Consider the following 14,062-nt stretch of genomic DNA (forward strand, 5'->3'; position numbering starts at 1 on the left):
CCCCCATGACTCTCTTCGACGGCATCACCTCACGCCTAGTCGAGACCGGTCGGCTGAGCGTCAACGTGCTCGAGCGCGCGACCGACGACCCCGCGACCTCTCCCGAGCAGACCGTGGTGTTCGTGCACGGGAACGTCTCCTCGGCGCTGTTCTGGCAGGAGATCATGCAGGACCTGCCGAGCGACCTGCGCGTGCTCGCGGTCGACCTGCGCGGCTTCGGCGGAACCGAGCACACCCCGATCGACGCGACCCGCGGCGTCCGCGACTTCAGCGACGACCTCCACGCGACCCTGAGCGCCCTCGGCATCCCGACCGCGCACCTGGTGGGCTGGTCGATGGGCGGCGGCGTCGTCCTGCAGTACGCGCTGGACCACCCCGTCCTCTCCCTCACCCTGCAGGCGCCGGTGTCGCCCTACGGATTCGGCGGAACGCGCCGCGACGGCTCCCGACTCACCGACGACGACGCGGGTGTCGGCGCCGGCGGCGCGAACCCCGACTTCGTGCAACGCCTCATCGACCACGACACGACCGACGAGGCCCCCACCTCTCCGCGCTCGGTCTTCCGGTCGGGGTACGTCGCTCCCGGCTACACGAGCGAGCACGAGGACGTCTGGGTCGAGTCGATGCTCACGACCTCCACCGCGGGCGGGAACTACCCCGGGGATGCCGTGGCGTCGCCGAACTGGCCGGGTTTCGCCGCCGGGAAGCTCGGCGTGCTCAACACCATGGCGCCGAAGCACTTCGACGTCTCGGGCATCGTCGACCTCGCCGAGAAGCCCCCGATCCTGTGGATCCACGGCACGGCCGACGCGATCGTGTCGGACGCCTCGTTCTACGACTTCAACCACCTCGGCGCCCTCGGCATCATTCCGGACTGGCCCGGCGAGGAGGCGGCCCCGGCGCAGCCGATGGTGTCGCAGACCCGCGACGTGCTGGACGCGTACGCCGCCGCCGGCGGGGACGTCACCGAGGTCGCCGTGGAGGGCGCCGGCCACGCGCCGCACCTCGAGCGCCCGGCGCAGTTCCGCCAGGCTCTGCTGACGGTGATCGGCTACGTGGGTCGCCCCGCCGACCCGGCTCCGCCCACCGAGGCGATCATCCTGCGTTCGGCCGACTGAGAGGTCCCCGTGGAGTACTGCCTCTTCACCGAGCCCCAGCAGGGGTTCTCCTACGACGATCAGCTCGCGTTCGCGCGATCGGCCGAGACCCACGGCCTCGACGGATTCTTCCGCTCCGACCACTACCTGCGGATGGGCGAGGGTGACCCGCTGCCCGGCCCCACCGACGCGTGGACCACGCTCGCGGGCCTCGCCCGCGAGACGTCCCGCATCCGGCTCGGCACCCTGGTGTCGTCGGTGACGTACCGCGTGCCCGGCATCCTGGCGATCCAGGTCGCGCAGGTCGACGCCATGTCGGGCGGTCGGGTCGAACTCGGCCTCGGCACGGGCTGGTTCGAAGCGGAGCATGCCGCCTACGGCATCCCCTTCCCGCCGAAGCGGTTCGACCTGCTCGAGGAGCAGCTCGCCATCGTCACCGGGCTCTGGTCGACGCCGGCGGGTGAGACCTTCTCGTTCGAGGGCGCGAACTACCGCCTGGATGCCGCCCCCGCGCTGCCCAAGCCCGTCCAGTCGCCCGTGCCAGTGATCGTCGGCGGCGGCGGCCCGAAGCGGACGCCCGCCCTCGCGGCGCGCTTCGCGACCGAGTTCAACATCGGGTTCGTCCCGGAGGACGTGGTGGCCGAGAAGTTCGCCGTCGTCCGCGCCGCGTGCGAGGACATCGGACGCGACCCCGCGTCGTTGAAGTTCTCGGTCGCACTGCCCACGATCGTCGGCGCGGACGACGCCGCGATCGAACGCCGCGCGGCCGCGATCGGCCAGACGCGCGCGCAGTTCGACAACGGCGCCAACCTGATCGGCCGACCGGAGCAGATCGCAGAGAAGGTCGAGCGTCTGCGGGCTCTCGGCGCGGAACGCGTGTACTTCCAGCTCCTCGACCTGCGCGACATCGATCACGCCGACGAGGTCGGCACCGAGCTGCTGCCGCTGCTGCCGCGCTGAGCCGCGCCGGCGCGGTCAGTCGCGACGGGTCTCGAAGAACTCCCGCAGCAGCGCGGATGCCGCGGTCTCGGCGACCCCGCCGACCACCTCGACGCGATGCGGCAGACGCCGGTCGCGCAGGACGTCGTAGAGCGACCCGGCGGCACCCGCCTTGGCATCCCACGATCCGAAGACCACGCGCGGCACGCGCGCCTGCAGGATCGCCCCCGCGCACATGACGCACGGTTCGAGCGTGACCACGAGCGTGCACCCGGCGAGGTGCCACGTGCCCGCGTGCGCGGCGGCCGCGCGCAGGGCGACGACCTCCGCGTGGGCAGTGGGGTCGTTCGTCGCCTCGCGGAGGTTGCGTCCCTCGCCGATCACGCGTCCGTCCGCGTCGATGACGACGGCGCCGACGGGCACGTCCTCGTGCGCGGAGGCCTCGGCGGCGAGCGCGAGGGCCCGCTGCATCGCGGCGAGGTCGGCGGCGGTGGGGGTCACGGTGCTCCGGAAAGACGGGGGCGGACTCTCGGGGTCGAGCGGCTAGCCTTGAGCCTATGCGTGTCCACGTCGCCGACCACCCCCTCATCACCCACAAGCTCACGGTGCTGCGTGACCGGCAGACCTCGTCGCCGGTCTTCCGTCAGCTCACCGAGGAGCTGGTGACGCTGCTGGCTTACGAAGCCACCCGCAACGTGCGCGTGGACCCGATCGAGATCCAGACCCCGGTGACGACCACCCAGGGTGTGAAGATCAGCGAGCCGCGACCGATCGTGGTGCCGATCCTGCGCGCGGGCCTGGGCATGCTCGAGGGGATGGTGAAGCTCCTCCCCACCGCCGAGGTGGGTTTCCTGGGTATGGTCCGCGACGAGGAGACCTTCCAGCCCACCACCTACGCCGAGCGCCTGCCCGACGACCTCAGCGACCGCCAGTGCTTCGTGCTCGACCCGATGCTCGCGACCGGCGGCTCGCTCGGCGCGGCCATCAAATTCCTCTTCAACCGCGGCGCGCAGGACGTCACGGCGATCTGCCTGCTCGGCGCGCCGGAGGGCGTCGCCGCGATCGAGAAGCAGGTCGAAGGACACGACGTCACCCTCGTGCTCGGCGCCCTCGACGAGCGCCTGAACGAGAAGGGCTACATCGTGCCCGGACTCGGCGACGCGGGCGACCGCCTCTACGGCACGGCCTGACGCCTGCCGGCCTGGCGGTGCGAGGCCTCGCGCCGCGCGGCCGGTCCGACGCTGCGTGGCCTGACGCCGCGCGAACGGCCCGACGCTCCGTGGCCTGAGCCTCCGGTTTGGGGCGCGATTCGCGGTTTGGGGCGGACATTCCGCGCCCCAAAGCGCTAAATACGCCCCAAACCCGGAACACGCGTACGCGGGGCGGTCGAGCGCGCGCGGGAGCGATCGGCGGAAGCGACGCGACGCGGAAGCGACGCGACGCGGAAGCGACGCGGCGCAGCACCTCCGCGACGCGGGAGCGACCGGCGCGGGACTCGCCGTGCGAGGGTCGCGCTGGTCGGCGAGGGGCGTCTCGCGGCGTCAGCCGTCGGCACCGACCAGGCGAGCGAAGGCGCTGAGACGCGCGACGCCCTCGGGCGTGCGGGGCAGGTCGTCGAGCAGGGCGGGCGAGAAGAGGACGAACGCCGCCTGCATCGCCCGCGAGATGGCGACGTTGATGCGGTTGCGCAGGAGCAGGAATTCCAGTCCTCGCGGGGCCTCGCGTCCGGAGGACGCCGCGAGAGTGAGGATCGCGACCACCGCCTCCTTGCCCTGGAACCGGTCGACCGTGCCCACCGGCACGTCGGCGAACCCCGCCGCCGCCAAAGCCTCTTCCACCTCGACCTGCTGCGCGTTGTACGGCGTGATCACGATGATGTCGTCGGCGCGCAGCGGCCGCGGCGGATGGACCACGGCAGCATCCCCGACACCGCCGTCGGCACCCGTCCACTCGCGCCCGACGAGGTCGGTGACGAGGGAGACGACGGCCGCCGCCTCCTCGGGCGAGGATGTCGCATTGCCGTGGTGCCGGACCGGAACGGCACGGAGCCCGGGCTCGACACCGGCGAGCGACCGCAGCGCCGTGGACGGGTGGGCGGCGAGACGTCCCTCGTAGGAGAGACGCGACACCGGTGCCGCGACCGCCGGGTGCATGCGGCGCGTCCGCGCGAGGAAGTACCCGAACTCGGGCGGCACCACCTCGGCGCCGTCGACGACCCACCCGAGAGCCGAAGTGTCCACCGGCTCGGGATGGGTGCCCTGGCTGACCTGCGGCAGCTGCTGTGGGTCGCCGAGAAGCAGCAGGCGCGGTGACGCGATCGAGACGGCGATCGTGGATGCCAGCGAGAACTGCCCCGCCTCGTCGATCACGAGGAGGTCGAGACTGCCGCGCGGGATGCGCCCCTCGTGGCTGAAGTCCCACGCCGTCCCCCCGACGACGAAGCCGTGCGCGGCGTTCTCGGCGGCGAAGGCGGGGACGCCGTTCTTCGGCAGCACCGTGAAAGAGTGCTCCGCGCCCGGGTCTTTCGGGGCCTTGCCGACCCTGCCCGCGGGGACGCCCGCGGAGATCACCTGGTCGAGCATGTGCTCGACGGTCGCGTGGGACTGCGCCACGACCCCGACGCGGTAACCGCGTTCGGCCACCAACCGGGCGATGACGTGCGACCCGACGTAGGTCTTGCCGGTTCCGGGGGGTCCCTGCACGGCGAGGTAGCTGCGGTCGAGGTCGGCGACGCTCCGCGCGATCGCGGAGACCTCGTCGTCTCCGGCGCCCCCGTCGATCGAGGTCACCGGCGTCAGAGCACCGGAACGGGTACGCGGCGGCCGGCGGCGGAGGATGTCGGCCGCAGGTCCCTCCGGGAGGGCGGGGGCCGCGGCCAGAACGGCATCCGCCCACGCGTCGATCGCCTTCTGCTGGTTTCCGGCGCGCGGCGGGGCCGGCGGCGTGAGAGCGAGCGGAAGGGTGTCCCAGGTCACCCCGTCGACGGCCACCTCCTCGATCACGGCGCCGTCGTCGAGGACCTCCCGTACCGTCACCCGCCGGGCCCCGTGGATCCACCGGGGCCGAACGTCGAGCGGGAACGGCGCCGGCAGGTCGTAGACGGCGAACGGTTCGGCATCCACCGACAGCCGACTGCCGGGGGCGACCTCGCCCCGCACCTCGACGAGGCGCCGCTCGGCGCCGCGGCCGGACTCCGAGATGTGCCAGTCGGCGACGACCCGCGAGCGAGCGGCATCGACGACGATCACGTCGCGGGTGTCCTCCCAGATCGAGACCGGCTCGCGCAGGCGGAGGAAGTGGGTCGCCCAGTACGTCTTCTCTTCGCGCGGGTAGTAGTCGATCGCGGCGGCGGCGAGGCGCAGGGCCGTCGCGTCGGGTTCGGCGGCGGCGGCCGCCCAGCGTTGCAGCTCCGTCGCGCGCAGCGACGGCTCGTACGCCTGCTCGTCCGGTTCGGCCCCGCGCGCGGGCATCGCCCCGCCCTCGCGCGCCCGCTCGACGAGCCAGTCGCGCAGGCGGCGGGTGGAGACGCAGTCGTAACGGTTGTAGTCGGCCAGATCGTCGAGCACCCGCTGGGCGGCTTCGGCCTCGCCGTCGGCGGCGAGCGCGCGGGCTTCGACGTACTTCACAATGGAGTCGTCGCCGCGCTGCACGTCGCTGGTGCGCACCTCGTCGCCCATGTACAACGGCTCGAGCTTCTTGATCGAGTACGAGCGCGACCCCACCCGCAGCGCGCGGCGCACGACCGGGTACAGGTCGACGAAGACGCCGTCGCGCAGCAGCCGGTCGACGTCGGCCTCGCGCACGCCGTAGCGGGCCGCCATCGTCAGCAGGTGCGTGGGTTCGTACGGCGCGTAGTGGTAGATGTGCATGCCGGGGAACTGCTCGCGGCGCACGGCCACCATGTCGAGGAAGCGCTCGAGCGCCGCCCGTTCCTCGGTGAACGTGTGCGCCCACAGCGCTCCGTAACGTTCGCGGGTGTCGACCCAGCCGAACAGGTAGTCGATGCCCCACTGCTCCCGGTCGCCCTCGGTGTACAGCGGGTCGCCCTCGAAGTCGAAGAACAGGTCGCCGTGGTCGGGGCGGGGCAGCACACCGAGGGCTTTGGGCGCCACGACCTCGAACGTCGGCACGACGTGGTCGCCCTCCGAACCGTCGCCGGCCGGGCTCTCGAGCTGCAGGCGCGCCTGCGTCCGGAGCGAGACGAAGGTGTCGACGCTCATGCCGGCGGGCGGGGCTGGTGCGGACGCGAGCGCGTCGATCGTGTCGACGCCCGCAGCCCGCAGGCGGTCGCGCTGGACGGGCCGCATGCCGGCGACCAGCAGCAGGTCGCGGTGGGCGACGACCTCGATCTCGCAGGTCGGGCAGCGTCCGCATGCGAGGACGGCGAGCTCGCCCCGCGGGTCGCCCCAGGGGATCACCGGCCCCGCCGTTCCGAGCGACACCCGCCGGTCGGCGATCAGGGCGCGCAGCCGCGCCCGACGGAGGGAGAAGACGGGCAGCAGGTCATCGACCCGGTGCGTGCTCGTGCCGCCGTCGCCGAGGAGCAACTGCACCTCGTCGGACCGCGCGACACCGAGGCGGTCGAGCTGGTCGACATAGGCCGCGAGCTGCATGAGCGCGGTCACACGGGCGCGTCGGGCGAGCTTGGTGTCCTGCACGATCCACGGGCGCGGGCCACCGTCGCCCGCGTCGGGTTCGCGGACCAGGAAGTCGGCGAAGCCCACGAACTCGTCGGTCGAGAAGGCGGCCTGGTACACGACCTCGGCCGCCGGGTCGGCCAGGGCCTCGCCGGTGAGCCGCACGGCCTCGGTCAGCGCGACGGTGTCGGAGGAGCGCGCCGCGGGGATCTCGCGGACGGCAGCGCCGAACCGCCGTCGGTAGTCGTCGAGGACGCGCAGCTCGTGCGCGGTACCGAGGGCCGCGGCGCGCTCGAGCGTGGCATCCTCGGGGTCGGGCACCGCCTCGATGCGGCCGATCTTCGCGTCGATCGCCCTCAGCCAGGCGAACTCGCACTCCGCCGCCGCTTTGAGGTCGCTGGCGCTCCAGACGATCCGGGCGTCCTGCTCGATGTACCGCATGATGGTCAACGCTAACCGGGGTCGCCGACATCGCCGGTCGCACTGTCCACACCTCCTTGATCCGGAGACCGCCGGACGTTCACCGTCGGCTCGTAGTGTCCCGGCGTTCCGCGATTCCGGGACCCCGTGGCCCGAGGACGTGCGCCCCGATGTCGAGACGGTCGCGGCGTACTACGACCAGGGCGCCACCCTGTTCGAGCACCTCGGCGACGTGCACGACGCCTCCTCGCTCTCGGTCGTGTTCCAGGAGTTCCAGCAGATGCCGGACGCGACGGATGCCATCGGACGCGTGGGTGCGGCGGCGGGGATCAGCGCGGACCTCGCCGGGGAGTGCGACTCGCGCTGACGCTCCCCCGTCCGCCCGCGCCGTCCGCCACGGTGTCGGGGACACCTGACAGACTGGTCGCGTGATCACCGAGCTGCCGTTCGAAAACATCTACCGGCACGGGTTCGCGCGTGTGGCCGCGTGCACGATCCCCGTCGCGATCGCCGACCCCGCCACCAACGCCGAGGCCGTGCTCTCGTCCGCGCGCGAGTGCGACGCCGACGGCGTCGCGGTGGCCGTCTTCCCCGAACTGTGCCTGTCGGGGTACGCCATCGACGATCTGGTGATGCAGGATCCCCTGCTGGATGCCGTCGAAGCGGCCGTCGCGCGGATCGTCGCGGCATCCGTCGACCTCCTGCCGGTCCTCCTGGTCGGTGCCCCTCTCCGCCACGGCAACCGGCTCTACAACTGCGCCGTGGTGGTGCACCGCGGACGCATCCTCGGCGTGGCCCCCAAGTCCTATCTGCCCACCTACCGCGAGTTCTACGAGCAGCGCTGGTACGCCCGGGGCGACGACCAGGTCGGTCAGCACATCGTCGTGGCGGGCGAGACGGTGCCCTTCGGCCCGGATCTGCTGTTCGACGCCGCCGACGTGCCGGGTCTCACCGTGCACGCCGAGGTGTGCGAGGACGTGTGGGTGCCGATCCCCCCGTCGTCCCCCGCGGCGCTGGCCGGGGCGACGGTGCTCGCCAACCTCTCGGGCAGCCCCATCACGATCGGACGCGCCGACGACCGGAACCTTCTGTCGCAGTCCCAGTCGATGCGGTGCCTCGCGGCGTACGCCTACGCCGCCGCCGGTCCGGGCGAGTCGACCAACGACGTGTCGTGGGACGGCCAGACGATGATCTACGAGGGCGGCCAGCTGCTGGCCACGACCGAGCGTTTTCCCGACGGCCCGCGCCGGAGCGTCGCCGACGTCGACCTCGACCGCCTGCGCCAGGACCGGCTGCGCCAGGGCACGTTCGACGACAACCGTCGCACCGCCGGCACGCCCTTCCGCACGGTGTCGTTCGCGCTGGCGCCGCCGACCGGCGACCTGGGCCTCCGGCGCTCGCTCGATCGATTCCCCTTCGTCCCCGACGATCCCGCGCGCCTCGCGCAGGACTGCTACGAGGCGTTCAACATCCAGGTCTCCGGCCTCGTCCAGCGCCTGGAGGCGATCGGCGCTCCGCGGCCCGTGCTCGGTGTGAGCGGCGGGCTGGACTCCACCCACGCGCTCCTGGTCATCGCGCAGGCGATGGACCGGATGGGCCGCCCGCGCAGCGACATCCTGACGTACACGCTGCCGGGGTTCGCGACGAGCGAGAAGACCAAGCGCAACGCGATCGCGTTGGCCGAGGCGGTCGGCGCGACGATCGAGGAGATCGACATCCGGCCCGCGGCATCCGAGATGCTCTCCCGGATGGGGCACCCGTTCGCGGCGGGTGAACCCGTGCACGACGTCACCTTCGAGAACGTCCAGGCGGGGCTGCGCACCGACTACCTGTTCCGGCTGGCGAACCAGAAGAACGGGATCGTGATCGGCACGGGCGACCTGTCCGAGATCGCGCTCGGCTGGTCGACGTACGGCGTGGGCGATCAGATGAGCCACTACTCGGTGAACCCCGGCGTGCCCAAGACCCTCATCCAGCACCTGATCCGCTGGGTCATCTCGGCCGGGGAGCTCAGCGCCGCGACCGTCGAGGTGCTGCAGGCGGTGCTCGACACCGAGATCAGTCCCGAGCTCGTGCCCGCCGGCCAGGACGGCAGGATCCAGTCGACCGAGGACCGCATCGGCCCCTACAACCTGCACGATTTCACGCTGTACCACGTGCTGCGTTTCGGCTTCCGGCCCTCGAAGATCGCCTTCCTCGCCGCGAAGGCGTGGGAGGACCCGGATGCCGGCGCCTGGCCCCCGGGCTACCCCGAGGGGGCGCGGCCGTCCTACGACCTGCCCACGGTCGCCCGATGGATGGAGGTGTTCCTCCAGCGCTTCTTCGGCTTCGCGCAGTTCAAGCGCAGCGCGATCCCGAACGGGCCGAAGGTCTCCCCCGCCGGGTCCCTGTCACCCCGTGGCGACTGGCGCGCGCCGTCTGACGGGAACGCGCGCGCGTGGCTCGCGGAGCTGCGAGCCGCCGTGCCGCAGGCGTTCGACGGCGCCTGACCTCACCAGCCCATCGAGCCGGGGACGCCCTTGAACGGCCCCGCGAGGTCGCTCGTCACCCAGCCCCCGTAGAAGCCGCCCGGCTGGGGCTCGACGGTCTCGCCGGCGACGACGCACCGATCCATCGGCGCCGCGTACACGGCGACCCGGTCGGCGAGGACCTCGTATCCGGGCATCGGGTTCGGATAGTTCCACGCGGCCCTTTCGGCGACCGCACCCTGCCCACCGTGGACGTCGAAGTACCGCGCGCCGCCCTTGAACTCGCAGAACGAGGCTCCCTGACCCGGCGTGAGCGCCTCCCCGAACGCCGCGATGGGCAGGTAGTAGACGGGCGGGTGGCTCGTTTCGAGCACCCGCACCACGTCGTCGGTGTCGGCGATGCGGACGCCGCCGAAATCGATCTGCACCCGCGTGCGCACCCGTTCCACCCGCGGCGGACGCGGGTAGTCCCACACGGATTCCTGGCCGGGACGGACGGGGTCGGGTACGGGGCGCGCCATGGGTCCACGGTACGCCGCGGCGACCGGCCCGGGGTCGGATCGACCCCGCTCGGACCGGCGGGTGGCACGGGAGCGCGCGGCGGTTCGATACCCTTTAGCCAGGAGGGGCACGAGTGAGCGGCGAACACGGCACCGGAATCAGTCGGCGGTACCGCGTCTACCAAGTGGGCGGGATCGTTCTCGGCGTGCTTTTCCTCGGGCTCGGCATCGCCGCGCTCCTCGCGGGCGGCGGCCCCGTGATCGCCGCCATCGCCGGAATCGGGGGCCTCGCCGTGATCATCGTGTCGATCGTGATGATGGTGCGCTCATGACCGCCCCCGACGACGGCGGCCAGGGCGAGAAGCCCCGCAAGTACCCGCGCGGCCAGGTCGTGATCTGGATCGCCGTCTCGGCGGTGGGACTGTGGCTGCTGGGCAGCGGGCTCATCGGCATCCTGTCCGGAGGCTCCGGAAACTGACGCCCGCCGGGAATTCCCGTCGCTCGGGGTCGTTGTCCTGAAGGCATCGATCACCGAACGAAAGGGCATCATGACGCGCATCGGACAGAGCGACCTCGACATCCGACCCCTCTCCCTGGGCGGCAACGTCTTCGGCTGGACCGCCGACCGGGACACCTCGTTCGCCGTCCTGGATGCCTTCCACGCCGGCGGCGGCGACTTCATCGACACGGCCGACGGCTACAGCGCGTGGGCACCCGGCAACTCCGGCGGCGAGAGCGAGACGATCATCGGCGAGTGGCTCGCGAGCCGCAAGCCGGAGAACGTCGTGGTCGCCACGAAGGTCAGCACGCACCCCGACTTCCGCGGCCTGTCCGCCGCGAACGTGCGCGCAGCGGCCGAGGCGTCGCTGAGCCGGCTCGGCGTGGACGCGATCGACCTGTACTACGCCCACTTCGACGACCCCGAGACGCCGCTCGAGGAGACCGTCGGCGCGTTCGCCGACCTCGTCTCCGACGGGCTCGTGCGCTACGTCGCCGTCTCGAACTACAGCGCGGACCGCATCCGCGAGTGGATCTCACTCGCCGAGGCCGCCGGCGCCGACCTCCCCGTCGCCGTGCAGCCGCACTACAACCTCGTGCACCGCACCGCCGTCGAGACCGAGATCGTGCCCGTCGCCGAGCAGTACGGCTTCTCTCTCGTGCCCTACTACGCGCTGGCCAGCGGATTCCTCACCGGCAAGTACCGGACGACGGATGCCGCGGGCGATTCGCCCCGCGCGGGCGGTGCCGCGAAGCTCGCGACGCCTGCCGGGCTCGCGGTCATCGACGCGCTCGAGGAGATCGGTCGTGCCCACGGCGCGTCGATCGCGAGCACCGCGCTGGCGTGGCTGAAGGCGCAGCCGACCGTGGTCGCTCCGCTGGCCAGCGCGTCGCGGCCCGAGCAGGTGCCCGACCTTCTGGCGAGCATCTCGCTCGACCTTTCGGCCGACGAGCTGGCGCGTCTGGACGACGTGTCCGCCGCCGCCCAGGGCTGAGCCCGCGCCGGGCCGCGCGGCGACGCGGCCCGGCGGTCGGACCGGGCTCCGCGGTCGCGCGCGCCGCGCGGTCGGCGGCGGCCGCGCGGTCGGCCGCGTCCGCTCGGTCGGCCAGAATGGTGGGGTGAAGCTCCTCGTCGCCGCCCACGCGTCCGAATTCGTCGCCTTCGAACCCGACATCCCCGGTTTCGACCGACTGCTGACCGGCGTCGGCAAGATCCCCGCCGCGTACGCGCTGACGCGCGCGCTGTGCGAGGGCACGTACGACGAGATCGTGGTGGTCGGCACGGCCGGCGCCATCGACTCCGACCTCGAGGGCGGCATCTACGACATCTCCGCGACGATCCAGCACGACGTGAAGGGCCTGGACGGCACGTTCGGTCAGCACGTGTGGCTGCCGGCGCGGGTCGACATCGCCCCGGAGGGCGTCGTCATCGCCACCGGCGACCACTTCGTCGATGACGCCGACGCCGTCGCCCTCATCCGGGGACTCGACGCGCGCATGGTCGACATGGAGTCGTACGCGCTGGCGTGGGTCGCTCAGCAGTTCGATGTTCCGATCCGGATCCTGCGGGCCGTCTCCGACCGCGCCCAGGACGGCGCGACCGAGCTGTGGGACGACGTCGTCGAGCGGTGCAGCCACGAGCTGCGCGCGAGGATCCGCGAGCTCTACAACGTGTGACCGGCGCTTCCGGGGCACACCCGGCGGCCACCGCTACGGCGTCTGCGACCCGTGGCGGGCACGACCGGCGAGGTCGGCGACACCGACGATGAGCGCGAGCCCGAGGAAGACGCCGACGGCGATCATCCCGCTGGCGTAGGCGTCGTGGAACACCGTGAGCTGTTCGCGGTCGCCCTGCTCGCGGTACACCGTCGCGTAGAAGAGGGCCAGCGCGATGGCCGTCCCCACCGCCGTTCCGACACGCTGCCCCAGTTGGCCGATCGACCCGGCGACCCCGCCGCGGGAGACGGGGATGTCCGCGAGGGTGAGCGTCTGGTTCGGGGAGACGACCAGTCCCCCGGCGAGACCGCCCACGGCCATGACCGCGGCCATCGCCCACGGCGTCCATTCCGGCGGGGTGACGACGGCGACGAGCACGAGGGCCCCCGCGGCGACGACCATCCCGAGGATGCCACCCACCACGAGCGGGCGTCCGAGCCGGGTCACCAGGGTGCCGCCGATCCAGGCGCTGCCGGCCGAGGCCACCGCGAACCCGATCGTCACCATGCCGGCGAACACCGGGGGAAGCCCGAGGCCGCCCTGCAGGTACAGCGTGCCGAGGAGGAACATGGCCGGCACCGCCGCGAAGTAGGCGGTCGAGATCAGCACCCCGTTGCGGTAGGAGCCGAGCCCAAAGATCGCGAAGGGCATCAGCGGCATCCGCCCGCGGTCGGCGTAGCGGCGCTCCCAGAAGACGAACGCGGCGGCGAACACCGCGGAGGCCACCAGCAGCCACCAGCGACGAGGGTCGTCGTCTGGCGACCCGGTCGTGAAGAGGAACGGCCACATCAGGGCGACGATCGTCAGCCCGAAGAGCACGACGCCGATCGGATCGAGGTCGAGCGCGCGGTGCGACTTCGTCCGGGTGCTCGGGAGCAGCCACGCCGCCAGCACGATCACGATCGCGACGAGGGGGATGTTGATCCAGAAGATGAGCCGCCAGCCGTCGGTCTGACCGCCGAGGGCGATCAGGAGCCCCCCGAGCGTCGGACCGAACGCCGTCGCGATGCCGATGGTCGCCCCGAACAGGCCGAACGCGCGACCGCGCTCCTTGCCCTGGAAGAGCTGCTGGACGAGCCCGAGGACCTGGGGCATCTGGATGCCGGCGGCCACCCCCTGCAGGAGACGGGCGGTCAGGAGCACGGCGGTGTTGGGCGCGAGTGCGCACGCCAGACTGGTGAGGAGGAACAGCGACAGTCCGACCAGGAACAGCACCCGTCGCGACCGCAGGTCGCCCAACCGACCCGCCGGCACCAGCACCAGACCGAAGGTCAGGATGTAGCCCGACACCACGAGCTGCAGCTCCGTGGGTCCCGCGTTCAACGCCGATTCGATCGACGGCAGCGCGACGTTGACCTTCGTGAGATCGAGGATGGTGAGGGCCGCGACCGAGACGGCGATCCAGTACGCACGCCAGCGGTGGCGCGGGGAGAGCTGGATGTCGCGCGTAGGCGGGTGGGGGGACGTGCGTTCTTCAGGCATCGCGCTCACGCTACTCGCGGGCGACGACGCCGCGGGCGGGCTTGCGCCATCGCTCGGTCGGGGTCGCGGGCGGCCGTCGCCGTGCGTCGGGCCGGTCCCGCCCGGACTTCTGCGGAGCGTCAGTCCGCGTCGCGCCGGGCGAACACCGCGCGCAGCACCAGGAACACGACGACCGCCACCACCGCGATGAGCGCCAGCCGGAAGACGAACCCGATGAACCACAGGAGCACGTTGACGATCAGCCCCGCGATGATCACCGCCGCGATCACGCCGAGAACGGTCCAGAGGGTGCTCGTACGCATGAT

General features: G+C 72.1%; 14 protein-coding genes. 9 read left to right on the forward strand and 5 right to left on the reverse strand.

The window, feature by feature from the left end; all coding sequences use genetic code 11:
- The first annotated feature begins 5 nt into the window (after nucleotides 1-5).
- The gene (locus CSIV_RS16610) at nucleotides 6-1,118 is read left to right on the forward strand and encodes an alpha/beta hydrolase (protein ID WP_077052414.1); all 1,113 of its coding nucleotides are present in this window, start codon (nucleotides 6-8) and stop codon (nucleotides 1,116-1,118) included.
- A 9-nt stretch (nucleotides 1,119-1,127) separates the two neighbouring features.
- Nucleotides 1,128-2,057 (forward strand): LLM class F420-dependent oxidoreductase, encoded by a 930-nt coding sequence (locus CSIV_RS16615; protein WP_077052415.1) that lies wholly within the window; start codon nucleotides 1,128-1,130, stop codon nucleotides 2,055-2,057.
- Between the two features lie 15 nt (nucleotides 2,058-2,072).
- On the opposite strand, the gene tadA is transcribed toward CSIV_RS16615, so the two are convergent.
- Nucleotides 2,073-2,507 (reverse strand): tRNA adenosine(34) deaminase TadA, encoded by a 435-nt coding sequence (tadA, locus tag CSIV_RS16620; RefSeq protein WP_077052735.1) that lies wholly within the window; start codon nucleotides 2,505-2,507, stop codon nucleotides 2,073-2,075.
- Between the two features lie 86 nt (nucleotides 2,508-2,593).
- Between tadA and upp the strand changes: the two genes are divergently transcribed.
- Nucleotides 2,594-3,226, forward strand: a complete 633-nt coding sequence (upp, locus tag CSIV_RS16625; RefSeq protein WP_077052416.1) for a uracil phosphoribosyltransferase — start codon at nucleotides 2,594-2,596, stop codon at nucleotides 3,224-3,226.
- 351 nt (nucleotides 3,227-3,577) lie between these two features.
- On the opposite strand, the gene CSIV_RS16630 is transcribed toward upp, so the two are convergent.
- On the reverse strand, nucleotides 3,578-7,114 hold the full coding sequence (locus CSIV_RS16630; RefSeq protein ID WP_077052417.1) for a TM0106 family RecB-like putative nuclease: 3,537 nt from the start codon (nucleotides 7,112-7,114) through the stop codon (nucleotides 3,578-3,580).
- Nucleotides 7,115-7,253: 139 nt separating this feature from the next.
- Between CSIV_RS16630 and CSIV_RS16635 the strand changes: the two genes are divergently transcribed.
- Complete coding sequence (locus CSIV_RS16635) at nucleotides 7,254-7,460, forward strand: hypothetical protein (RefSeq protein WP_077052418.1); 207 nt, start codon at nucleotides 7,254-7,256, stop codon at nucleotides 7,458-7,460.
- 61 nt (nucleotides 7,461-7,521) lie between these two features.
- Nucleotides 7,522-9,582 (forward strand): NAD(+) synthase, encoded by a 2,061-nt coding sequence (locus tag CSIV_RS16640; protein ID WP_077052419.1) that lies wholly within the window; start codon nucleotides 7,522-7,524, stop codon nucleotides 9,580-9,582.
- A 2-nt stretch (nucleotides 9,583-9,584) separates the two neighbouring features.
- On the opposite strand, the gene CSIV_RS16645 is transcribed toward CSIV_RS16640, so the two are convergent.
- Complete coding sequence (locus CSIV_RS16645; protein ID WP_077052420.1) at nucleotides 9,585-10,082, reverse strand: DUF427 domain-containing protein; 498 nt, start codon at nucleotides 10,080-10,082, stop codon at nucleotides 9,585-9,587.
- A 113-nt stretch (nucleotides 10,083-10,195) separates the two neighbouring features.
- Here CSIV_RS16645 and CSIV_RS16650 point away from each other — a divergent pair, with 113 nt between their 5' ends.
- The 4 genes from CSIV_RS16650 to CSIV_RS16660 all read left to right on the forward strand — a co-directional run bounded on the left by CSIV_RS16650 (nucleotide 10,196) and on the right by CSIV_RS16660 (nucleotide 12,236).
- The gene (locus tag CSIV_RS16650; RefSeq protein WP_077052421.1) at nucleotides 10,196-10,393 is read left to right on the forward strand and encodes a hypothetical protein; all 198 of its coding nucleotides are present in this window, start codon (nucleotides 10,196-10,198) and stop codon (nucleotides 10,391-10,393) included.
- The gene (locus tag CSIV_RS18525) at nucleotides 10,390-10,539 is read left to right on the forward strand and encodes a hypothetical protein (RefSeq protein ID WP_160897446.1); all 150 of its coding nucleotides are present in this window, start codon (nucleotides 10,390-10,392) and stop codon (nucleotides 10,537-10,539) included. Before CSIV_RS16650 ends, CSIV_RS18525 begins: the two co-directional genes overlap by 4 nt.
- 70 nt (nucleotides 10,540-10,609) lie before the next feature.
- Nucleotides 10,610-11,554 (forward strand): aldo/keto reductase, encoded by a 945-nt coding sequence (locus CSIV_RS16655; protein WP_077052422.1) that lies wholly within the window; start codon nucleotides 10,610-10,612, stop codon nucleotides 11,552-11,554.
- A 124-nt stretch (nucleotides 11,555-11,678) separates the two neighbouring features.
- Entirely contained in the window at nucleotides 11,679-12,236 is a 558-nt protein-coding gene (locus CSIV_RS16660) for a 5'-methylthioadenosine/S-adenosylhomocysteine nucleosidase family protein (protein WP_077052423.1), read from the forward strand.
- 33 nt (nucleotides 12,237-12,269) lie between these two features.
- Here CSIV_RS16660 and CSIV_RS16665 read toward each other — a convergent pair whose 3' ends face one another.
- Nucleotides 12,270-13,757, reverse strand: a complete 1,488-nt coding sequence (locus tag CSIV_RS16665) for an MFS transporter (protein WP_077052736.1) — start codon at nucleotides 13,755-13,757, stop codon at nucleotides 12,270-12,272.
- 119 nt (nucleotides 13,758-13,876) lie between these two features.
- Nucleotides 13,877-14,059 carry a hypothetical protein gene (locus CSIV_RS16670; protein ID WP_077052424.1) on the reverse strand — a complete coding sequence of 61 codons (183 nt, stop codon included), beginning with the start codon at nucleotides 14,057-14,059 and terminating at the stop codon, nucleotides 13,877-13,879.
- Nucleotides 14,060-14,062: the final 3 nt, after the last annotated feature.

The organism is Microbacterium sp. CSI-V (genome assembly GCF_001984105.1).
GTDB lineage: Bacteria > Actinomycetota > Actinomycetes > Actinomycetales > Microbacteriaceae > Microbacterium.